Origin of the sequence: Streptococcus sp. 263_SSPC (genome assembly GCF_001071995.1) — a bacterium.
Taxonomy (GTDB): domain Bacteria; phylum Bacillota; class Bacilli; order Lactobacillales; family Aerococcaceae; genus Granulicatella.
In genome coordinates this window covers 25,371-47,494 of record NZ_JVNU01000050.1, presented here as the reverse complement: position 1 = coordinate 47,494, position 22,124 = coordinate 25,371, and the positions used below count along the sequence as shown (strand labels likewise).

The window sequence follows — 22,124 nt, the reverse complement described above, 5'->3', positions numbered from 1 at the left end:
ATCACTCCCCTTCCGGAAGGTATTCATCTAATAACTCATCCTTAATACGTTTCAATTCCGTACGTGGAAGGATTGATAAGAGTTCCCATCCAAGGTCTAGTGTTTCTTGGATAGAACGGTTCGTATAGAAGCCTTGTCCAACATATTCACGTTCAAAACGTTCTGTGAACTCTACATATTTCTTATCAGTTTTTGATAATGCAGATTCCCCTAATACAACCGCAAGTTCTTTGGCTTGTTTACCAGTTGCATAAGCCGCGAATAATTGGTTCATCGTTGGTGCGTGGTCCTTACGAGTCTTTCCTTCACCTGAACCTTTATCTTTTAGACGAGATAATGAAGGCAATACGTTAATTGGAGGTTGAATCCCTTGTTTATCAAGAGCACGGTCCAAAATGATTTGTCCTTCTGTGATGTATCCTGTTAAGTCAGGAATTGGGTGAGTGATATCATCTTCAGGCATTGAAAGGATTGGGATTTGAGTTACCGATCCTGGCTTACCAACGATACGTCCTGCACGTTCGTAGATTGTTGAAAGGTTTGTATATAAGTAACCTGGATATCCACGACGTCCTGGAACTTCACGACGAGCCGCTGAAATTTCACGAAGCGCTTCACAGTAGTTTGTCATGTCTGTCATGATAACAAGTACGTGCATTCCTTTTTCAAACGCTAAGTACTCAGCTGTTGTTAATGCGATTTTTGGTGTCGCAATACGTTCGATAGCTGGGTCGCTCGCTAAGTTAAGGAACATTACTGAACGGTCAATCGCTCCTGTTTTACGGAAGTCTTCCATGAAGTATTCCGCTTCGTCGAAGGTAATCCCCATTGCAGCAAATACTACCGCGAATTTTTCGTCGCTATTTAATACAGTCGCTTGACGTGCGATTTGGGCTGCTAACTCTTTGTGAGGAAGCCCTGAACCAGAGAATACTGGTAATTTTTGTCCACGAACAAGAGTGTTCAAGTGGTCAATCGCAGAAATCCCTGTTTGGATAAATTCATCCGGATAGTCACGAGAAACTGGGTTAATCGCTTGTCCGTTTACGTCTAAAGTCGCTTCTGGAAGGATTTCAGGACCATTATCCATCACGTTCCCCATTCCATCAAAAATACGACCAATCATGTCTTCAGATACGTTTAATGATAATGGTTTACCACGGAAACGTACTTTTGTATCACGAATGTTGATTCCGCTTGGTCCTTCGAAAATCTGAACCATTGCTTTATCTTCGTTTACTTCCAATACTTGTCCATGACGTAATTCACCATTTTGTAATTGGATTTCAACCAACTCATCATATTTAACGCCTTCGACTTGTTCAACCATCATTAAAGGGCCAACAACTTCACTAATCGTACGATACTCTTTAAGCATGTGTCATCCCTCCATGTTGAATTGTTTTTTCGATATCTGCTTTGATTTGAGCTTTAATTTCTTCAAAGCGTGCAATCTCAGCTTCTGGAATATATTTAGAACGAGCAATACGGTCACGTACTTCTTCTGTTCCATCCATAATTTCCGCATAGTAAGAACCAAGTTTCATCGCATTACGCGCTTCTTTTTCGAACGTTAAGATGAGCTCTAACATACGATATTGTTTTTCGCGTGATGTAAATGTATCGACATCGTCAAACGCGTTTTGTTGTAAGAAGTCTTCACGAAGAGATTTCGCGATTGTCATTGTTAAACGGTCACGTTCAGATAATGATTCAAGACCAACTAAACGAACGATTTCTTCTAAGCTTGCTTCTTCTTGTAATGTGTTCATTGCATGTTGAACAAATTCAGACCAGTTCGAATGCACATTCTCATCCATGTATTTACCAACTTCTGGGTCATACAATGAGTAAGAAGTTAACCAGTTCATAGATGGGAAGTGACGTTTTTGCGCCAATGTTGCATCTAATCCCCAGAATACTTTCGCAACACGTAATGTATTTTGTGTTACTGGTTCTGATGTGTCTCCCCCTGGAGGTGATACGGCACCGATAGCTGTAATGGTCCCTTCACGACCTTCGCTACCTAATGTTTCAACACGTCCTGCACGTTCGTAGTATTCTGCGATACGGCTTCCTAAGTAAGCTGGGTACCCTTCGTCCCCTGGCATTTCTTCTAAACGTCCAGACATTTCACGAAGCGCTTCTGCCCAACGTGATGTAGAGTCCGCCATGATGGCTACGTTATATCCCATATCACGGAAGTATTCCGCAATTGTGATACCTGTGTAAATAGACGCTTCACGAGCAGCTACTGGCATGTTTGAAGTGTTGGCGATTAAGATGGTACGTTCCATGATTGATTCACCTGTTGTTGGGTCAATCAATTCAGGGAATTCATTCAATACGTCTGTCATTTCGTTTCCACGTTCCCCACAACCTACGTATACTACGATATCCACGTCAGCCCATTTTGCGATTTGGTGTTGCACCACTGTTTTACCAGCTCCGAATGGTCCTGGTACAGCTGCTGCTCCCCCTTTTGTTACTGGGAAGAAAGTATCGATAACACGTTGTCCTGTTAACATTGGAACTTCAGTGTTTTTCTTTACTTTATATGGACGACCACGACGTACCGGCCAACGTTGGATTAAGTTGAAATCACGTACGCCTGATTCTGTTTCAATTTGGTACACTGTATCTTCGATTTTGAAGTTTCCAGCTTCCACTTTTACTAATTTACCTTTCACACCGTAAGGCACCATGATTTTATGTTGTACAACTTTAGTTTCTTGTACATAACCGATAATGTCTCCGGCTTCTACTTCTTGACCCACAGTAGCAGTAGGAACGAATTCCCACTCTTTTTCACGGTCAAGAGGATCCACGTTTGTTCCGCGGACTAAGAAGTCACTTTGTGATACTTCTTTAAATTTATTGAGGGGACGTTGAATCCCATCAAACATTTGAGATACAATCCCTGGCGCCAATTCAACAGATAAAGCTTCCCCTGTTGTTTCGACGGGTTCTCCTGGTCCAATTCCTGAAGTTTCTTCATATACTTGAATGGATGCAATATCTTTACGCATTTCGATGATTTCACCGATAAGGCCTAGATGACCTACACGACAAATATCTTGAATATTCGCATCTTCCATTCCTTCAGCAGTCACAAGAGGACCTGATACTTTTACGATTCTTCCGATCTTCACTGAGGTACCTCCCTTAGTTTCGTGTATTGGTTGGTTATAAGATGTTTTGTCCAACCGCTTTTTCTACATTTTCTTGAATTCTTGATTTTCCAATTCCTAAAGACCCTTTATGGTTCGGAATGAGGATGATGGCTGGTGAAATTTCTGCATCATAACGACGAATCGTTTCCGGAATTTGACTAGCAATAGCTTCCGTTACATAAATGATGCCGACTTCATCTTCAGCAAGTTCATCAATCATCTTGCGTGCCGTTTGCGCTTCGTGGCAAGGGAACACGTTAAATCCTAAAATTTTAAAAGGAAGGATGGAATCTTTGTCGCCAACTACGGCAATTTTATGAGACATAAACTGGTCGCATCCTTTCTCTTAATTGTTCTTCTGTAAACTCATTGTCCACACCTACAAGTAATAGACGAAGGTTTTTAACTTCCATCTCAAGCGCATGAATATACGCAAGACTTGGCAAGGGTCCAAATGGTTCAAAAGTCGCTTCTTCTAGAATGTGATGAATCAATTCTTCTTTTAATAATTCCAATGCAAAGACTGGATGTTCTTCCTGTTCTAAAATCGCAACAAACTTGTCATAGTATGGAACATGACGATAAAGGTCAACAAGAGCCTCTGTGCCCTTTTCAAGCACTTCGTCGATTAATAATGTCTTATCTACAGTACCTTCGCTAGACAATACCCCAATTAAGAATGAGCGTGATTGTTTTTGCTTTGTGGCACGAATTAACGTTGTGATGTTTCCCATATCAATCATAATGTTCACGATTTGATGGATGACCTCTTGATTCATTGTACGGTCGATGAGTCGAAGATGTTTGAAATAGTAGCGATCCATAAATACATCGGCTGCTTCTAGGCGACCAAAGTTTTCAAAATCGGCATATGCTTCACGAACCCCTTCAATCATGATATCTGGTACATCAAGTGAATCTTGAGTTTCGACTAATTGATTTAATGTATCGAAGGAATAACGTCCTAACGGAACACATAAATGTTTTAAGTCTTTTCCAGAGAACTTCGATTTTAGAAGAACTTTTAAATTATGGTAAGTGTAACGAATCGAGAATACATCAAGGAGTGATGCATCTGGAATGAGTTCTAATACCTCATCATAGTTGCGTTTCAAATGGGCATCTAGGACTGGGTCGAACTGTCTTGATTCGAGAACTTCTTGTACATCTACCTCATAACTTGTCTTTTGCAAGGCTTCTAATGCTTGTTGTAAGGATTTAGATACGAGAATCCCATTCAATTGTTCCTTGGACAGTAATTGCTGTTCAAGAATACGAACGGTCGTATTCACTCCTGAATAGGCTAAATCATTCATTCCATCCCTCCTTACCCAATGAATGCTTTTCTAGCTAAGATAGGTGAATATTCTTCTTTTAAATCTTCAATTAATGCTTCGAATAAATAGTTATATTCGATACCTTCTTGTTTCAACACAAATCCAGCTTTCTTTGGAAGGGTTGCTTCGTCGATGTTAACAAAGGCAAATTGCGAAGTTAATGCATGTTTGTCTTCATCGCTCAAACGAGAAACAGTTTCCTCTCCAAAAGTAAGTGTTGTTGGTTGTTGTTTTGGTAATTTGCGAATAGCTGACTCGATAAAGAGACGTAATGTTTCCCCGCTCCAGGTAGACATTACTTGTAGAACGTCCTCAAATACACTTTCAAGAAGTTCACGTTTGACGCGCAAGACTTCTTTTTTACTTGCGTTCAAAATAGTCTGTTGCTCTTTTTCGTATTGTGATTTTGCTTCTTGTTTTAATGCAGTTTTCTTCGCCATTTCTTGTTGCGAATATTGTGCATTCATTTGATTGATGCGTTCTTCTTGTTCTTTAGTAGCAACCTCAATTCGCTGCTTTGATTCTTTTTCTAAATCCGCTAGAATAAGTTGTTTTAGTTGCTCTAAATCTTTCAAGAATACCCCTCCTCTTAACCTTTGTTAATGATAATTAAGATAGAAGCAAGTAATCCTAAGATTGCGTAAGTTTCAACCATTGCGGCAAAGATAATCCCTTTAGTAGATTCTTCAGGTTTTTTCGCTAAGATTTGTACACCTGCTGCTGCTACTTTACCTTGGGCAATCCCTGAGAATAAACCAGTGAATGCGATTGGTAAAGCTGCCATGAATAAGTATAAACCAGCTGCTAAAGTCATTGAAGCTGACATGTTAATCATGATGAAGAAGGCAACGATGAATCCGTAGATCCCTTGTGTACCAGGTAATAGTTGTAAGATTAATGCTTGAACGAATTTTTCAGGTTGTTCTTTAATTAAGGCAGCTGCTGCTTCACCGGCAATCCCTACCCCTTTTGATGATCCAATCCCTGAGAAGATAATGGCAATTGCCATCCCTAGAGCAGCAAAGATTTGCCCTCCACCATTTTCAGCGAAAAATGTTAACCAGTTTGTCATAATTATATTTCCTCCATTTATTCTGATTTCTGTTGTTTAATATCAACGTATTTTTCATATGTTTTGAACGGTTTTAATGCGCGTCCGCCGCCGTCGTAGAATTTACCAAAGAATTCAACGAACTGTAGACGTAAGCCGTGAACGTAAGCTCCAAGGAATGAAAGGAAAATATTCAACCCTTGTAAGGCTACGATTAAGAAGATACCTGCTGTGAAACGTGCAATTGGTGGAAGGAATCCTACCAACATATTGAACGCACTCGCGATACTTCCCCCTGATACAGCTAGCGCCATTAAACGTGTGTAACTCACGACGTCTGCTACGTATCCACTAATTCCGTACAAGGTATATAGACCGCTCGCTAAACCGCCCCACTTGTTTTCGCTCGATAGGACAGTTACGACTACAATCGCAACGGCTGCAATAATCGCAATCGATGAACCGATTGTCGCAATCCAAGAAATATTGAGTACCATTGAGCCTAAGACATAAAGAATGATTCCCGTAATAATCGCTAACCATCCTAGATGACTCGTATAGGCATCAACATAAGCTTTTTTCTTTAGATTTGAGTAAGCCCCAAGTGATAAGCCGACCATAATTTGAATAACCCCGAAGATAATCGATAAGATCATAATCGTAATGAGGTCTTTTGAAAGTGATAGTGGCTGGAATGGTAAATCCGCACCGAATGCTGATCCAAATATAATCCCCCAGATCATTACTGGGTAGCTTAGTAAGTGGAAGAACTTCAAGTTGCGGTTCATTCCTTTATCAAAATGGAAGAACTTCAACATGATGAATGTTCCCAACCAGAGAAGCGCTCCGTATCCTAAGTCCGCTGCCATCATCCCGAAGAAGACGAGATAGAATGGTGCTGTATAAGGCGTTGGGTCTAATTCTCCGTATTTTGGTAATCCATACATTTCTGTTAGATTTTCGAATGGTTGTAAGAAGGCATTGTTTTCTAAAACCGTTGGCACTTCTTCGTATTCCTCTTCAGCAATCTCTAGTGGTAAGAAGACATATTCGCCTTCCCCTAACTTTTCTTTGAGTTGAACTTCAACGTCATCGACTGCTTTTGTAGTTAACCACCCTTGAAGCACGAATACATGTTGACCATTCACCAATTCATTTTTGGCTTGTTCTTTTTGTAATTCGTTATAGGTCACTTCCGCAGAAAGTTGTAACTTGCGAAGAAGGTCTTTTTCTTCTTGTAAGTCCTCTAACACTTTCTTCTTAGCATCCACAACTGCTTGTTGCGCTTTAAGATTTTTCTCCAACTCAACAGAAGGAGCTTCTTCAAACGCATACCATACAATACTGAAGTGTGCTTTCGCTAACTCTTCTTTGGCAGCTTGTTGTGCTTTTCGTGGATATGTCACCAATACTCCGATTTCTTCACGTGTGTGATACACTTCGTGAACGGAAATCAATTCACTCTCTTTTAATCCGTCCAAGTACGCATTATCCGTCGCTTGAGGAATCGTCCCCATTTTCGTTTTCGTATATGGATGTTTAAAGATATCTTTCGGATAGAAATCCAGTGCACTCCACTTACGAAGCAAGGTCTCTTTCTCACGAAGTTCTTTTAATTCGTCATCCTTTTTACGAAGCGTGTTACGAATACTTTCAACATGTTCCACTAATGCATCAGTGTCCCAGTTTTGTACTTCTTTTTGTAATTCAGAAAGTGCAAATTGCTCTCTTGGCGTTTTTAACTTTTGAATTAATGACGGTTGCTTTTGATTTTTTTCGACAAAAGTAATAGCCGCATGAATCCCTTCGAATTTCTGTTGAAGAGCGTTCATTTCCTCTGCATCAGCTTCTTGTAAAGCGATGGAATTTTCGGTAAATAGTTCTTTCGCCTGTTCTAGCGAGGTTACTTCTAAAGATTGTAATTCTTGAATAGCATCCAATAGGTCATTTTGTTTGTCCGTTGGGGCAATCAACATCACCTTATTCATTTTAGCTATTGCCATATCTCTTCAACACCTCCTTCACAGTATCCTGAACTAAATCCTGTTTCAGATGATTGAAACGTTCTTTCAGCGCAGCAATTTCCGCTAATTCGTCTTCTTTCACTTTCGCTTCGAACTCTGCTTTCTTTTGTTGATTTTTTTCTTTCAACTCAGCTTTGTAGACTTCTAACGAATGTTCCATATTCGATTTAGCTTCGTTCACTCGTTGATCTGTTGCAGCATTCGTTTGGGATAATTGTTCATCGAACTTTTCCTTCAACGCTTTTGCTTCAGACTCAATGGCCAAAACAGAATTTAGAATCTCTTGACTCATGTGACACCTCCAATCCATTCGCTTTCACGAATAGTAAAATGCTTTTCTTAACTATTATAAACTTTATTTTGCATTCATTCAAACGATAATTTCCCATAATCTCGGGCAAACTCAAACTTTATAAATAGGAAGAAACACATCTTTTTTTGAAAAACTTTTTCTTTTCTATTGCATTTTAGAACATTTGTTCGTATAATAAATATGCAAACAAATGTTCGGAGGTATCGAAAATGGAACAACGCAAATCAACATTTACATCATTTATCAAACCATTCATTAATAAACTACAAGTCTCTCAAGAAGAATATGAAGAAAAAGATGTGTTCTTTAAACCAACTGTAATGCCCCTAATCGACGTGGTTGAACAAATTCACCATAGTTTCTACTTCAAGAAACCAATCGTACTCCACTTCGAGAAATACGATAACGCTGGAAATCTAGTAACATTCACAAAGAACGGTACGATTAAGAGCCCTATCCAAATGAATAATCACTTTGTGTTCCTAGAACAAGGATCAAACATCACTCACATCTTGAATGTGGAACAAATCGTCGCTTGCATGGAGTTAGATTAATCCGCCATTACCATATTTGGTAATTACCAAATATGGTAATGTTTATTTTTAAAATTGAATCTAGCCAAGGCTAAAAAGTCCAAATATGGACATGTCCATATTTGGACTTTTTCGATTAAGACAATATAAAAAATGCACTCACAAACGCTATTGTGAGTGCATTTTTTGCTGTGGTTTGTTGATTTTAGTTGAGCTCGCCATCGCAGAAATGGCGTGCGTTTCCTCAAACGTCCGCAGAACGTTACACGTTCCTTCCGGCGTTCGAGTCCAACGTTCCATTTCTGGGCGCGATGTCTCGCATCCTATAAGATTGGAGCAAAAAATCTTGCGAATTTCTGTTTAAATTTCTTCCAGCGATCTTGTTTTTCGAAATATTTTTCGTTCGCGATGGTACAGTTTTTCAAGTCGTGCAGGAATTCCTCTTCGACTTTTTTAGCGAACTGTTCGTTATAAACGAAGGCATTCACTTCGAAGTTTAATCGGAAGCTTCTCATGTCAAAGTTGGACGTTCCAACGGTTGCCATTTCACCATCGACGACCATCGTTTTGGCATGAAGGAACCCTTTTTGATACACATAGATTTTCACGCCTGTCTTGAGTAATTGGCTAGAATAGTATTCTGTTGCACGGTAAACAACTGGATGGTCCGGCTTACATGGAATCATGACGCGCACGTCCACTCCAGACATCGCGGCAATTGACAGCGCCTCTTGAATACTCTCATCCGGGATAAAGTATGGAGTTTGAATCCACACTGATTTCTTCGCCATTAAAATCATCTTCACAAGGCCAAACTTGATTTTCTGAACATCGCTATCTGGACCAGTTGAGACGATTTGCATCGTATTTTCTCCCTTGGTTTCAGTTAACGGAAAATACTCCGGAATAAATTCACGTCTTTTTTCCTCTTTAACCGCGGCATTCCAATCGACTAAGAATCGCGATTGCAATGAATAGACCGCATCTCCGGCAATGCGAATATGCGTATCACGCCAAGCACCAAGCGGGCCTTTGCCTAAATATTCATCACCGACATTAAAGCCGCCAACATAGCCGATTTCACCGTCGATGACCACAATCTTACGGTGGTTACGGTAGTTAATACGCCAGTTGATAAACCCAAGTGTGTACCCGAAGAAGGCAACAGACTGACCGCCTGCTTCATGCAATTTATTCCAGAAAGAATTGCGTGTCATACGTGACCCTAGGGCATCATAAATAACAAGGACTTCGACGCCCTCTTGCGCCTTATCGATTAAGAGTTGCATAATTTCTTCGCCAATTTCATCTTGGTTGAAGATGTAATACAGCAAGTGAATATGATGTTTGGCGTTTTTAATATCTTCTTTTAGACGGTCAAACTTCTCTTGTCCGTCCACAAAAATCTCTACATCATTATTCTCGGTAATAATCGCATCATCGGCTTCCAGGAAGAAGGATGCTAATTCTTCTTGGTACGGGTTCTTAAAGCGAAATTTCGCAGGCCCGATTTTTTCCTTCGTATAGGCCAAGTCTCGTTGTTGCTGCTCGACTAATTCTTGAAGACCAACTGTTTCTTGCGCACGCAAATTAAAGATGCGTTTTTTACGAATACGTCTACCAAAGAAGAAGTAGATGATAAATCCGATGACTGGAAGCATCACAAGGACAATCAGCCATCCCCATGTCGCAGCAATTTCACGAGGCTCACGAAACACCGTGATAATGGCAGCAATGGTATTGAGTAAAATGATGATATAAAGAATCGAACTAATAAATGCCATTGGCTCTCCTCTCAAAATTGAAAGAAAAAAGACCGCGACGAATCAGGGCATTTCTCTTTTTTACTATTAATCGTTTAATAAATGTGATTGTTCGCGACGTGATAAGAAACGTGTTCCTTTTGGAATATATAACGAACGTTTCACGTAAATTGGTGTTACTAAAAGTACGAGTGTCACAACTAATGTCACAACAAAGTTCATTCCAAAGCCGAAGAACCCTTGTGCTAAAGCCACTTTCTCAGCTGAGAATAGAGATGGTGCACCGATGGCTGTACCAATTGCATGTAACCCATAGCTCACAAAAGTTGCGATAATGCTTGCTGTTACAACGTTTAATGTTGTTGATGATGTACGCGCATTGAAGGCTGTACGAACGGTGTTACGTGCAAAGAATCCTGCAACGCCCACGAATCCGTATGCCATCACTGAATCGTGGAAAGGAACCATAAAGTATCCTGCTCCACTTGGATGAATAAACATATGAATGACACCGAACAACACGCTTGCAATGCATCCCCACACTAAACCGCGACGTAACGCCACGAAGATTAATGGGATAATCGCAAGGTCTACGACAAATGGAAGTGCCTCTTGTGGGACATACGATAATACCGCACTTACCACAACGGCTCCAAGTACTTCAAGTAAGATTTTAACTGCTTTTGAATTCATTCTAATCTCCTTAAATTCAATTATTTCTTATAGTTCGAAGCTTCCATAATCATCGGTAAGATGACTGGGCGACGTTTTGTTTTATCGAATAAGTAACGACTTAACGCGTCTCTGACTTCTTGTTTTAGGCGTGGCCATTCGAAATCATCACTTGCTAAGTTTTCTTCAACAACATCTGTCACAATCTTTTGCGCTTCTGTTAAGAGTTCTTCACTTGTCTTCATATACACGAATCCGCGTGAAATAATTTGTGGTCCGCTAAGGATTTTTCCTAGACGTCTTGAAATTGTCACAACTGCAACGAACACCCCGTCTTCAGAAAGAATCTTACGGTCTTTTAGAACGATATTTCCGATATCTCCAACACCGATTCCGTCTACTAAGACATTTCCTGCTGGAACTTGTCCTGTAACGCTCATGCGGCCGTTTTCGATTTCCACGACATCCCCTTTACCAGGAATGAAGATGTTTTTATATGGAATGCCTAATTCATTGGCGAGTTCTGCATGCGCTAAAAGGCTACGATATTCGCCTTGAACTGGGATGAAGAATGTTGGTTGAAGTAAATTCATCATCAACTTCAAGTCGTTTGGAGTTGCGTGTCCACTTGATTTCTTGCTGTTAGCCATTTCGAACACTTCCGCATCCGCACGGTAGATTAAGTCTTTTGTGCGAGCGATTTGTGTTTCCATTGCTACAGATGGAGTTGTTGCGATATATACTAAGTCGCCTTCGTGTAAGTTCACTTGACGATGACGTCCAAGCGCCATCTTTTGCAAGGCTTTAATCGGCTCTCCAGCATTTCCAGTTTCAAGGATGACTAATTCATCATCGGCTAATTTCTTCATTTGATTGAAGTTTACGATTAACTCTTTATCTGGAACAGTTAATTTATTCAAGCTTAATGCGATATTGACGATTTCTTCAAGCTCAGATCCTGTTAGGAAAATCTTGCGGCCTGACTCGTAAGCAGCATTAATGACTTGTTGAATACGTAAAATATTACTTGCAACGCAGGCAACGATAATACGGCCTTCCGCATTCATGAATGTCTCTAACATCGTTTCGGCTACTTTACGGTCGCTGACGTTTTCGACTGTGCTTTCTGCGTCACTTGAATCGCTAAGAAGCGCTAATACATAATCTTCACCAACATCGGCGATTCGTCCAAAGTTTGTTTGATATTCCACTGCAGCACTTTGGTCGAACTTGAAGTCTCCAGTGTACACAATATTTCCTTCGCTAGTTTTAATCACAATCGCTAATGAATCTGGAATTGTGTGCGTTGTTTTAAAGAACTTCACAGTTGCTGTTGGAAAATCAATCTCTGTATTTTCTGTTACTTCATGATAGTCGTCAAATCCTTTAACAACGTTTGAAGACTCTACATAGTATTTTGCAAGAGCAATCGTTAATTTTGAGCCGAATACCGGTGCATCAATGTTTTGTAAGAAATAAGGCAAGGCTCCTACTGCATCGGCATGTCCGTGCGTTAAGAAGACCCCAGCGATACGGTCTCTATTTTCTTCTAAGTATGTGAAATCAGGAATGACAACATCAATCCCTAATAGTTCATCTTCTGGATAGACAAGACCGCAATCTAAAACGAAGATCTCTTCTTCCACTTCAACGGCATATAAGCTCTTACCGTTTTCTCTCACACCACCAAGTGCGATGATTTTAATTGAACTCATGGTTTACCTCTCATTTTCTATTATTTAAATTGATTCCTCTGGGCAGATTTCTCCACCCTATATACTCTATAAGAATATCATATTTGTCGTTTTTTTGCGAATATCAAAGAATCTAAGAAGTGCTCTATTGTTGTACTTTTGAAGAAAGAAAAAAGCCCCTGCAAAATGCAGAGGCTAGAATTGAAAGATTATTCTTTATCTTCTTTTGGTAATAATGCTTTACGTGATAAGTTGATACGTCCTTGTCCGTCGATTTCGATAACTTTAACAGTCACTTTGTCGCCTAAAGCAAGTACATCTTCTACTTTACCAACGCGTTCGTGTGCTAATTCAGAGATGTGAACTAATCCATCTTTTCCTTTAGCGATTTCTACGAACGCACCGAATTTTTCGATACGGCGTACAGTTCCTTCGTATACTTGACCTACTTCGATTTCACGTGTTAAATCTTCGATGATTTCTTTTGCACGTTGAATCATAGCAGCATCTGTAGAAGCGATTGATACGTGACCTTCTTGGTCGATATCGATTTTAACGCCTGTTTCGTCGATGATAGAGTTGATTGTTTCCCCACCACGTCCGATAACTACTTTAATCTTATCAGGGTGGATAGAAATCATTTCAATCTTAGGTGCATATGGGCTTAACTCTTTACGCGGTTCAGCAATTGTTGATGTTAATTCTTCAAGAATTTCAAAACGTGCTTTCTTCGCTTGCGTTAGGGCTTCACGTAAGATTTGTTCTGTAATCCCTTGAATCTTAATATCCATTTGAAGAGCTGTAATTCCGTCTTTTGTTCCGGCTACTTTAAAGTCCATGTCTCCTAAGTGGTCTTCTAACCCTTGGATATCTGTTAAGACTGTGTAGTTTGTACCGTCAGAAATAAGACCCATTGCGATACCTGCTACAGGTGCTTTAATTGGCACACCAGCAGCCATCAATGCTAATGTTCCCGCACAAATACTTGCTTGAGAAGAAGAACCGTTTGATTCTAATACTTCTGATACAAGACGGATTGTGTAAGGGAAGTCTTCTGGACTTGGAATCACTTGTTTCAATGCACGTTCCCCTAGCGCACCGTGACCAATTTCACGACGACCTGGGCTACCAGCACGACCAACTGAACCTACAGAGAATTGTGGGAAGTTGTAGTGGTGAATGAATCGTTTACCTTCTTCGATTCCTAAACCATCAATCACTTGGTATTCTCCAAGAGGTGCAAGTGTTGCTGAAGTTAATGCTTGCGTTTGTCCACGTGTGAATAAACCTGAACCGTGAACACGTGGTAATAAGTCAATTTCTGAAGATAATGGACGAATTTCATCGATCTTACGACCATCAGGACGTACTTTTTCTTCAGTGATTAAACGACGTACTTCGTCTTTTTCTAAGTTATCAACTAATTGAGAAACTTGTTTTAGAAGTCCTGCTTTTTCGTCATTTTCTTCTAATACGGCTTCGAAGTGCTCGATAGCTGTTTCTTTTACTTTTTCGATGTTTGCTTCACGCGCTAATTTTTCTTCTGTTTGAATCGCGTGAACCATTGCTTCGCTGAATAAATCTTTTACTTGTGCTTCGATAGCTGGGTCGAATGAAAGTAAAGTTACTTCCATTTTTTCTTTACCAACTTCGCGAACGATTTCTTCTTGGAAAGCTACTAATTTTTTAATTTCTTCGTGACCGAATAATAATGCACCAAGCATATCTTCTTCGTTCACTTCTTTAGCTGAACTTTCTACCATGTTGATGGCAGTTGCAGTACCAGCTACAGATAATTCGATATCTGAGTTTTCTTTTTGTTCTGTAGTTGGGTTAATGACGTATTCGCCGTTGACACGACCTACGTCTACCCCAGCGATTGGTCCATCAAATGGAATATCTGAAATACATAATGCTAATGAAGAACCAAACATTGCTGCCATTTCTGGTGGGCAGTTAGGATCTACTGACATTACAGTATTTGTGATTTGTACTTCGTTACGGAAACCTTCCGCAAACATTGGACGGATTGGACGGTCGATTAAACGCGCTGTAAGAGTAGCATGTTCACTTGGACGGCCTTCACGTTTGATGAAGCCTCCAGGAATTTTACCTGCTGCATACATTTTTTCTTCGTAGTTAACCGTTAACGGGAAGAAATCTGTATCTTTTGCTTGTTTTGTACCAACAGCCGCTGTTAACACAACAGTATCACCGTAACGTACTAACACAGCACCATTGGCTTGTTTTGCTAATTGGCCGATTTCAACTGTTAATTGACGTCCGCCCCAGTTGTAGCTAAAAACTTTCTTTTCTGACATAACTAATCTCCTTTTCTCTTATTTGCGTATCTTCCAGACCTACTTTTAGAAATAAAAACGTTCGACGGGTTCAACCGCTTTTATTTCTAAAGTAAGATGACTCTAGAAGATACAAAGTTTGTCATACAGAGTCATTTTACCATATCTGCCCATTAAGTACTATTCTTTTGCGATAAAAAAAGACGCGTGGCCTTTCTCCCCATATGGCGAAGAAAACCACTCGTCTTTTTTGTTGAATTTTATAATGTCACAACATTTCCTTGTTCGAAAATAGTGAACTCTTTTGTTTCTAGGTTTGCTTCTAAGCGTGCTTCTGAAGCACCTGAAGCGTCCTTACGTGTAATCACGATGGTGTTTTCACTTGGTGTTTTTACTTCAAAAGAACCTTCTAAATCAAACGCTTTTGATGTATTTCTGAAGCGCAATAAGTTGATTAGTTTTTTCACGACTGGACGTTTTACTTCACGGTCGATTTCCTCTAATGTGTAGTAATGACGGTTGATGTTACGTCCTTCTTTTGAAGATTCTAATAACTCGATGTCATTTTCCCCAGCAAGTAATCCAACATAATATACTTGCGGAATACCAGGTGCAAAGCATTGTAACACACGTGATAATAAGTAACTTGCATCATCATTTCCTAAGGCACTGTAGTAAGTACTGTTGATTTGATAGATATCTAAGTTATTGTATTTTTCACTTGAGTAGATACGTTTTACGTTGGCACCTACTTCATATAATTTATTTGAAGTGTAATCTAGCTCTTTATCTGTTAATAAGTCTCTAGCATCCACGACACCGATTCCGTCATGCGTATCAAGTGTTGTAAATTGCTTCATTGGACTCATTTGTAACCAGTTTGCTAAACGATTTGATTTACCTGAGTATAGTGAATATAAGACTACCATTGGTAATGCAAAGTCATATACGAAGTAATCATGATCTGCAATCTTCATTTGAATGGAATAGTGCTCATGAATTTCAGGAAGCAATTCTACTTGGTATTTCGCTGCTTCGTCACGCACTTCATTGAGTAAGTCCCAAATATCTGGTTCTACGAAGAAGTCGTTTGTATCAAGTTTCTTCACTGCATACGCAAATGCGTCTAAACGAATCAATGAGCAGCCATGACTTGCCATGTCTTTAATCGTTTCACGAATAAACTCTTTCACGATTTCTTTACGAACATCAAGGTCGATTTGTTCTTCCCCGAATGTGTTCCATACTTCTTCAGTAGTTCCATCGGCAAAATGAACCGCCTGGAATGGCGCTTTATCTTTACGTTTATAAATCAAGTCGATATCCGCTTGGTTTGGACGACCTTCTGGGAAAAACTCATGAATACGGATAAACATATCTTTGTAAGGTGAGTTCTCGTGATTTTCTTTAAAATCTTGGAAAAACTTAGACTCACGAGAAATATGGTTAATCATGAAGTCGAACATTAAATAATATTGTTCCCCTAGAGCATCCACATCTTCCCACGTTCCAAGAGCGGGATCCACACGGGTATAGTCGCTTGGAGCGAATCCTCTATCCCCTGTAGATGGGAAAAATGGTAATAAATGGACCCCACCAATGGCGCCTTGGAAATATTTATCTAAAACGCCTTTTAAGTCCTTCATATTGCTTCCCATGCTATCTGAGTAAGTAATCAGCATGGCTTCGTTTTTAATTTGCATGGAGTTCACCGTGTCCCTTCATTCAATCGATTAGTTTAATTTCCAAATGTCACGGTTGTAGTCTTCGATTGTACGGTCACTTGAGAAGAAACCAGCCATTGCGATGTTTGTCACCACTTTAGCATTCCATTCGTCTCTGTTTTCGAAATCGCGATACATACGTTCTTTTGTTTCAATGTAATCTTCTAAGTCTAATAATGTCATGAACCAGTCTTTAGTTGTTAATTCGTGGTATAGACGTTCTAGACGTTCTTTATTTCCGACTGCAAGTAAAGCGTCACTCTTCACGAATTCTACTAAAGGACGGATTGCGTCTCTCTTAGCAAATTCGCCAGCGTTATAATCGCCTTTTTCATAGTGCGCAATGACTTCATCACTCTTCTCACCGAAGATATAGATATTGTCGTCGCCCACAAGTTCGTGGATTTCCACGTTCGCACCATCTTCTGTACCAAGAGTTAATGCCCCGTTTAGCATGAATTTCATATTTCCTGTTCCGCTAGCTTCTTTTGAAGCAAGAGAAATTTGTTCAGAAATATTACATGCTGGAATTAAGTGCGTTGCAGCCGTTACGTTGTAGTTTTCAACCATTACGACTTGTAAGTATGGACTTACTTCTGGGTCATTAGCGATTAATTCAGATAATGAAAGAATTAAATGAATCACGTCTTGTGCAATGACATATGCAGGAGCAGCTTTACCACCGAAGATAATTGTAATTGGTCTAGCTGGAATGTTTCCGTTCTTGATATCTAAATATTTATGAATCACATATAAAGCGTTCATTTGTTGACGTTTGTATTCGTGCATACGTTTGATTTGGATATCAAAAATAGAATTTTCATTCACTGTGATACCTTGTTTTTCTTGTAGGTAAACACTTAAACGTTTCTTGTTATCAAGTTTAATCTTGTCTAATTTTTCGCGAACAACCGCATCATGACGGAAAGCTTTCAACGCTTCTAATTTAGAAGCATCTTTGCGCCACTCTGTACCGATTGTTTCATCTAATAATTTAGCAAGTTCTGGGTTGGCATGAATTAACCAACGACGGAATGTAATCCCGTTTGTTTTGTTGTTGAACTTCTCTGGATAAATTTCATAGAAATTCTTCAATTCACTTTCTTTTAAGATATCCGTATGAAGTGCCGCAACACCATTTACGCTATATCCGTAGTGAATATCCATATGCGCCATGTGAACACGGCCATGTTCGTCGATGATTGCTACTGATGGATCTTCATATTTTGCTTTTACGCGAGCGTCTAATTCTTTAATAATTGGCACTAAATGTGGCACTACTTTTTCTAAGTATGCTAAAGGCCATTTTTCTAATGCTTCTGATAAGATTGTGTGGTTTGTGTAAGCTGTCATTGCAGATACGATTTCCACCGCTTCATCGAATTCAATTCCACGTTCCCCAAGTAAACGAATTAATTCAGGAATCACCATTGATGGGTGCGTATCGTTAATTTGAACAGTTGCATATTCTGCTAAGTCGTGTAAGTTACTTCCTTTAGCAAGTGCTTCGTCGATTAATAATTGAGCACCGTTACTTACCATGAAGTATTGTTGGTAAATACGTAATAATTCACCTTGCTCATCGCTATCATCTGGATATAAGAATAATGTTAAGTTTTTAGCGATTTGTGTTTTATCAAATGAGATTGAATCACTTGAAACTAAAGACTCATCGATTGATTCAACATCGAATAAGTGTAATTTGTTTTTAGTAGATTGTTCATATCCTAATACATCAATATCAAACATTTTTGATGTTAATGTATAGTCTGCAAAAGGTACTTTATAAGAAGTTTCAGTTGGAACTAACCAGCTTTCAGGTGTTAACCAAACGTTTGGCACTGCATCTTGTTGGTTGTTTTTGAATTTTTGTTCGAATAAACCATAATGGTAGTTCAAACCAACGCCGTCTCCTGTTAAACCAAGAGTTGCGATAGAATCAAGGAAACATGCTGCTAGACGACCTAGACCACCATTTCCTAAAGATGGTTCTAATTCGATTTCTTCGATTTCAGCTAATGTATGCCCTGCTTCAGCAAGCACTTCTTTTACTTCATCGTAAAGGCCTAAGTTAATTAAGTTGTTTGATAATAATTTACCGATTAAGAACTCTGCAGAAATGTAATACACTTTTTTCTTACCATTATTTTGTGGTAGGGCTGCACTTTTTTCTTTTGTAAATTGTAATAAGGCTAAATAAACTTCTTCTTTTGAGCAGTCTTTTAATGATTTGCCTAAGTTTCCTTCTACATATTGTTTAAAGTCTTTCATTGTTCTCTCCTTTTTGGTGTGCTCGAGGTTATTTTTCTTCCTCGACTAACTCCTCTTCAACTTCCACTACTTCGTGATGTGGATTTGCACGATCATACAATTCAGTAATTCCGAGTAAGAACTCTTCTACTGATTCCGTTAACTGCTCCTGCGTCATTCTCCATACCCAGTTCCCACCTAGTGTACTTGGAATGTTCATACGAGCTGTTTCATCTAATTGTAGTAAATCTTGCATAGTCGCAACTGTCATACGGCTGACAGAACCATATAGTCCGCGAAGTAACGCAAAGCTAATTGGTTCTTCGTCGCGGCGGTTTAAGTAACGATTACAGAATTCTCGAGTTTCTTCTGTAGACGAGTTATACCACCCTAATACTGTATCATTATCATGCGTTCCTGTATAGGCAACCGCATTGACTGGATAATGATGAGGTAAATCTCCACTCTTAGGATCTTCACCCATAAATCCGAATTCCAAGATTTTCATTCCTGGGAATCCAGTAGCTTCACGAAGGTTGATAACATCTTCATCCATGAAACCTAAGTCTTCAGCGATAATTGGCAATTCACCGAGTTGCTCTTTCACCGCTTTAAATAAATCATACCCTGGACCCTTAACCCATTTCCCGACAGTTGCGTTTTCTGCTGTTGCTGGAATTTCCCAGTAAGCTGAGAAACCTCTGAAGTGGTCAATACGAACTACATCAAACAACTCAAAGCTTGCTTGTAGTCGTTTGCTCCACCAAGTGTATCCATCTTCTTTCATTGCTTCCCAATTATAAATTGGGTTCCCCCATAATTGACCTAGCGGAGAAAAGTCATCCGCAGGACATCCAGCTACACAAAGCGGATTCCCTTCTTCATCTGTTTTGAAGTAATGTGGTGTTGCCCACATCTCTACGCTGTCTGCTGCCACATAAATTGGCATATCACCAATAATTTGAATGAAGTTGTCATTGGCATATTTTTTAAGAGCATGCCATTGTTCATCAAATAAGAATTGAGTTACACGGTGATATTCTAACTTATCCGCAAGGCGCGCGCGGTACTCGGCTAACTCATCTGGTTGACGACGTTTGATAGCTTCGTCTCTCCACGCTGTCCATGGTTTCATATCGAAAGATTCTTTAATCGCCATGTATTCTGCAAATGGTTCTAACCACTCTGCTTTCTCCTCTACGAATTTCTCGTATGCAGGAGTTTTACCTTTTGAAAGGAAAGCAGCTACTGCCTTTTCTAAAACTCGACGACGTTTTTCATATAATAATGCGTAGTCAACCGTTGTTTCATCTTCGCCCCAATTGGTAAGGACGTCTTCTTTATTAATTAAACCTTCTTCTATTAAAATGTCGAAATCAATAAAGTTTGTATTTCCTGCAAACGCAGAAAATGATTGATATGGAGAATCTCCATAACTTGTTGTTCCTAATGGAAGTATTTGCCAATAGGTTTGTTTTGTACGAACAAGAAAATCTACAAAGTCATATGCTGATTTTCCAAAAGAACCAATACCATAGTTACCTGGTAATGATGAGATATGCATTAACACACCTGATTCTCTATTGCTCATTCATAAATCCCTCTTTTCTATATAATAGATATTTCTACTAGTCATTGAATGCGCAAACATTGCGCAACCGTTTGCCTTAATATTAGAATATTTTGTTTAATAACTCAAGTAATATTTTTTAACTTTTTTATTCTATTTAGATATAACGGCGGTTTTATCGTGTTTTTAGCACTATTCAAATATTAATAACCTAAGAAAATCGCTTTAAATCCGCATTTTTAAGAAGTAAAATTTTTTTTGATAAAAATACTTGCAAACGTTTCGTGAAAGCGGTATACTGAATTCAGTTAAGAAATCGTTTGCGTAATCTATAACGAAACTTAAGGAGGAAAAATATTATGGCAAACAAATGGTTTACAAAATCATTAGCTCTTGGTTTAGCTGGTTTAGCATTAGCTGGATGTGGAGCAAAACAAGACTCTTCTAAAGGAGGAAGCTCTGAGAGCAAAAAAGAATTCACTTTATATAGTAACAAGAGTGAAATTCAAGAAGCTTTAACAGCTTACGCTAAAGAATGGGGAGAAAAGAACGGAGTAACAGTTAACATTAAAACATGTTCTGGTTCATGTAAAATCTCTGACCAATTAAAAACAGAATTCACAGCTGGTACAGCTCCCGACGTATTCGTAATCGAAGGTCAATCTGGTTACGACATGTGGAAAGATAGCATCCAACCATTAAAAGGTGACTGGATTGACAAAACAGAATTCGAATTCAAACAAGGAAACGACGTATACGGATTCCCAGTATCTGTAGAAGGATACGGATTAGCTTACAACAAAGAAATCTTAACTAAAGCTGGTATCGACCCATCTACTCTAACTTCATTTGAAGCTGTTCAAAAAGCAATGGACACTTTAGAAAGCAAAAAATCTGAGTTAGGATTAACTACTGTTGTTGCTACTGCTACTAAAGAAGGCGAAACTTGGATCATGGGTATCCACGACTTCGGTGCTTACTTAAGTTCTGGTCTTCCAAACGGCGACCGTTCAGTAACTGAACAAGTTCTTAAAGGTGAAATGGACAAAACACGTTTAGAAAACTACGCTAACTGGGTTGAATTATTATTCAATCACACAGAGAAAAAACTCTTAACAGTTGGCACACAAGAAGATATGGACTCAGCGTTCGCTTCAGGTAAAGCTGCTTTCCTACACCAAGGTAACTGGAAAGACCCTAACCTAAAACAATTAAACGCTAACTTCGAAATGGGATTCATCCCTTATCAAACTCTTGGTAAAGATAAAAACGCTGACGGATTATTCATCGGTGCTCCATCTTACTACGTAGTTAACAAAGACACTAAAGCTTTAGAATACATCAACAAGTTCTTCAATGACTTAGTTGATACTAAAGAAGGTCAAGACTACATCGTAAACAAAGCTAACATGATTTCTCCATTCTCTAACACAACTGAGAAACCATCAGCTCCATTATCTCGCTTCTTAGCTGAATGGATTAGCGCGAAGAAACCTGTTTACTCATTTGATAACCCATACTTCATGCCTGACAACTTCTTAATGAACAAATTAGGACCAATCTATGGACAATATGCTCAAGGTCAAATCGACAAAGCTAAATTCCAAGAATTGATTATCAACCAAATCAAAGAAGTTCCTAGCTTACTTAAAAAATAATCATTAATATTGTTGCATTGGCCCACAGCCACTTTTAGTGACTGTGGGTTATGTGCTACAAT

Annotated in this window: 17 protein-coding genes; 2 read left to right on the top strand and 15 right to left on the bottom strand. The window is 39.2% G+C overall.

Annotation, left to right across the window (positions count from 1 at the left end; all coding sequences use genetic code 11):
* Nucleotide 1 precedes the first annotated feature (1 nt).
* From ADH02_RS07630 to ADH02_RS07595, 8 genes are read right to left on the bottom strand one after another with little or no spacing between them, the layout of a single operon-like run.
* Complete coding sequence (locus ADH02_RS07630) at nucleotides 2-1,378, bottom strand: V-type ATP synthase subunit B (protein ID WP_048783889.1); 1,377 nt, start codon at nucleotides 1,376-1,378, stop codon at nucleotides 2-4.
* Nucleotides 1,371-3,152, bottom strand: a complete 1,782-nt coding sequence (locus tag ADH02_RS07625; RefSeq protein WP_048783888.1) for a V-type ATP synthase subunit A — start codon at nucleotides 3,150-3,152, stop codon at nucleotides 1,371-1,373. Before ADH02_RS07625 ends, ADH02_RS07630 begins: the two co-directional genes overlap by 8 nt.
* A gap of 34 nt (nucleotides 3,153-3,186) precedes the next feature.
* The gene (locus ADH02_RS07620; RefSeq protein ID WP_048783887.1) at nucleotides 3,187-3,498 is read right to left on the bottom strand and encodes a V-type ATP synthase subunit F; all 312 of its coding nucleotides are present in this window, start codon (nucleotides 3,496-3,498) and stop codon (nucleotides 3,187-3,189) included.
* Nucleotides 3,488-4,489: a V-type ATPase subunit gene (locus ADH02_RS07615; RefSeq protein WP_048783885.1), complete on the bottom strand. Its 1,002-nt coding sequence runs from the start codon at nucleotides 4,487-4,489 to the stop codon at nucleotides 3,488-3,490. The genes ADH02_RS07620 and ADH02_RS07615 overlap by 11 nt, the downstream gene beginning before the upstream one ends.
* Nucleotides 4,490-4,500: 11 nt before the next feature.
* Nucleotides 4,501-5,085, bottom strand: coding sequence for a hypothetical protein (locus tag ADH02_RS07610; protein WP_048783883.1), 585 nt, complete (start codon nucleotides 5,083-5,085; stop codon nucleotides 4,501-4,503).
* A gap of 14 nt (nucleotides 5,086-5,099) precedes the next feature.
* Entirely contained in the window at nucleotides 5,100-5,582 is a 483-nt protein-coding gene (locus ADH02_RS07605) for a V-type ATP synthase subunit K (RefSeq protein WP_005605008.1), read from the bottom strand.
* Nucleotides 5,583-5,599: 17 nt separating this feature from the next.
* Nucleotides 5,600-7,564 carry a V-type ATP synthase subunit I gene (locus ADH02_RS07600; RefSeq protein WP_048783880.1) on the bottom strand — a complete coding sequence of 655 codons (1,965 nt, stop codon included), beginning with the start codon at nucleotides 7,562-7,564 and terminating at the stop codon, nucleotides 5,600-5,602.
* Entirely contained in the window at nucleotides 7,551-7,877 is a 327-nt protein-coding gene (locus ADH02_RS07595) for a hypothetical protein (RefSeq protein WP_048783878.1), read from the bottom strand. The genes ADH02_RS07600 and ADH02_RS07595 overlap by 14 nt, the downstream gene beginning before the upstream one ends.
* Nucleotides 7,878-8,107: 230 nt before the next feature.
* Between ADH02_RS07595 and ADH02_RS07590 the strand changes: the two genes are divergently transcribed.
* The gene (locus tag ADH02_RS07590) at nucleotides 8,108-8,452 is read left to right on the top strand and encodes a hypothetical protein (protein WP_048783877.1); all 345 of its coding nucleotides are present in this window, start codon (nucleotides 8,108-8,110) and stop codon (nucleotides 8,450-8,452) included.
* Nucleotides 8,453-8,754: 302 nt separating this feature from the next.
* Here ADH02_RS07590 and cls read toward each other — a convergent pair whose 3' ends face one another.
* The 7 genes from cls to malQ all read right to left on the bottom strand — a co-directional run bounded on the left by cls (nucleotide 8,755) and on the right by malQ (nucleotide 20,425).
* Complete coding sequence (gene cls, locus ADH02_RS07585) at nucleotides 8,755-10,215, bottom strand: cardiolipin synthase (RefSeq protein ID WP_048783876.1); 1,461 nt, start codon at nucleotides 10,213-10,215, stop codon at nucleotides 8,755-8,757.
* Nucleotides 10,216-10,281: 66 nt separating this feature from the next.
* Nucleotides 10,282-10,887 (bottom strand): energy-coupled thiamine transporter ThiT, encoded by a 606-nt coding sequence (locus tag ADH02_RS07580; RefSeq protein WP_048783873.1) that lies wholly within the window; start codon nucleotides 10,885-10,887, stop codon nucleotides 10,282-10,284.
* Nucleotides 10,888-10,907: 20 nt separating this feature from the next.
* On the bottom strand, nucleotides 10,908-12,581 hold the full coding sequence (locus ADH02_RS07575) for a ribonuclease J (RefSeq protein ID WP_048783871.1): 1,674 nt from the start codon (nucleotides 12,579-12,581) through the stop codon (nucleotides 10,908-10,910).
* Between the two features lie 188 nt (nucleotides 12,582-12,769).
* Nucleotides 12,770-14,881, bottom strand: a complete 2,112-nt coding sequence (gene pnp, locus ADH02_RS07570; RefSeq protein WP_048710775.1) for a polyribonucleotide nucleotidyltransferase — start codon at nucleotides 14,879-14,881, stop codon at nucleotides 12,770-12,772.
* Between the two features lie 239 nt (nucleotides 14,882-15,120).
* The gene (gene gtfA / locus ADH02_RS07565) at nucleotides 15,121-16,563 is read right to left on the bottom strand and encodes a sucrose phosphorylase (RefSeq protein WP_048783897.1); all 1,443 of its coding nucleotides are present in this window, start codon (nucleotides 16,561-16,563) and stop codon (nucleotides 15,121-15,123) included.
* Between the two features lie 30 nt (nucleotides 16,564-16,593).
* On the bottom strand, nucleotides 16,594-18,855 hold the full coding sequence (gene glgP, locus ADH02_RS07560) for a glycogen/starch/alpha-glucan family phosphorylase (protein WP_048783869.1): 2,262 nt from the start codon (nucleotides 18,853-18,855) through the stop codon (nucleotides 16,594-16,596).
* A 28-nt stretch (nucleotides 18,856-18,883) separates the two neighbouring features.
* Nucleotides 18,884-20,425, bottom strand: a complete 1,542-nt coding sequence (gene malQ / locus ADH02_RS07555) for a 4-alpha-glucanotransferase (RefSeq protein ID WP_048783867.1) — start codon at nucleotides 20,423-20,425, stop codon at nucleotides 18,884-18,886.
* A 338-nt stretch (nucleotides 20,426-20,763) separates the two neighbouring features.
* Between malQ and ADH02_RS07550 the strand changes: the two genes are divergently transcribed.
* The gene (locus ADH02_RS07550; RefSeq protein ID WP_048783865.1) at nucleotides 20,764-22,062 is read left to right on the top strand and encodes an ABC transporter substrate-binding protein; all 1,299 of its coding nucleotides are present in this window, start codon (nucleotides 20,764-20,766) and stop codon (nucleotides 22,060-22,062) included.
* Nucleotides 22,063-22,124 lie beyond the last annotated feature (62 nt).

Bases quoted from the DNA above. Each gene is read 5' to 3' on its own strand.
- ADH02_RS07590 (WP_048783877.1), top strand. From the start codon at position 8,108: ATGGAACAACGCAAATCAACATTTACATCATTTATCAAACCATTCATT.
- pnp (WP_048710775.1), bottom strand. From the start codon at position 14,881: ATGTCAGAAAAGAAAGTTTTTAGCTACAACTGGGGCGGACGTCAATTA.
- ADH02_RS07600 (WP_048783880.1), bottom strand. From the start codon at position 7,564: ATGGCAATAGCTAAAATGAATAAGGTGATGTTGATTGCCCCAACGGAC.
- ADH02_RS07605 (WP_005605008.1), bottom strand. From the start codon at position 5,582: ATGACAAACTGGTTAACATTTTTCGCTGAAAATGGTGGAGGGCAAATC.
- ADH02_RS07550 (WP_048783865.1), top strand. From the start codon at position 20,764: ATGGCAAACAAATGGTTTACAAAATCATTAGCTCTTGGTTTAGCTGGT.
- glgP (WP_048783869.1), bottom strand. From the start codon at position 18,855: ATGAAAGACTTTAAACAATATGTAGAAGGAAACTTAGGCAAATCATTA.
- ADH02_RS07630 (WP_048783889.1), bottom strand. From the start codon at position 1,378: ATGCTTAAAGAGTATCGTACGATTAGTGAAGTTGTTGGCCCTTTAATG.
- malQ (WP_048783867.1), bottom strand. From the start codon at position 20,425: ATGAGCAATAGAGAATCAGGTGTGTTAATGCATATCTCATCATTACCA.
- cls (WP_048783876.1), bottom strand. From the start codon at position 10,215: ATGGCATTTATTAGTTCGATTCTTTATATCATCATTTTACTCAATACC.
- gtfA (WP_048783897.1), bottom strand. From the start codon at position 16,563: ATGCAAATTAAAAACGAAGCCATGCTGATTACTTACTCAGATAGCATG.
- ADH02_RS07575 (WP_048783871.1), bottom strand. From the start codon at position 12,581: ATGAGTTCAATTAAAATCATCGCACTTGGTGGTGTGAGAGAAAACGGT.
- ADH02_RS07595 (WP_048783878.1), bottom strand. From the start codon at position 7,877: ATGAGTCAAGAGATTCTAAATTCTGTTTTGGCCATTGAGTCTGAAGCA.
- ADH02_RS07620 (WP_048783887.1), bottom strand. From the start codon at position 3,498: ATGTCTCATAAAATTGCCGTAGTTGGCGACAAAGATTCCATCCTTCCT.
- ADH02_RS07580 (WP_048783873.1), bottom strand. From the start codon at position 10,887: ATGAATTCAAAAGCAGTTAAAATCTTACTTGAAGTACTTGGAGCCGTT.
- ADH02_RS07615 (WP_048783885.1), bottom strand. From the start codon at position 4,489: ATGAATGATTTAGCCTATTCAGGAGTGAATACGACCGTTCGTATTCTT.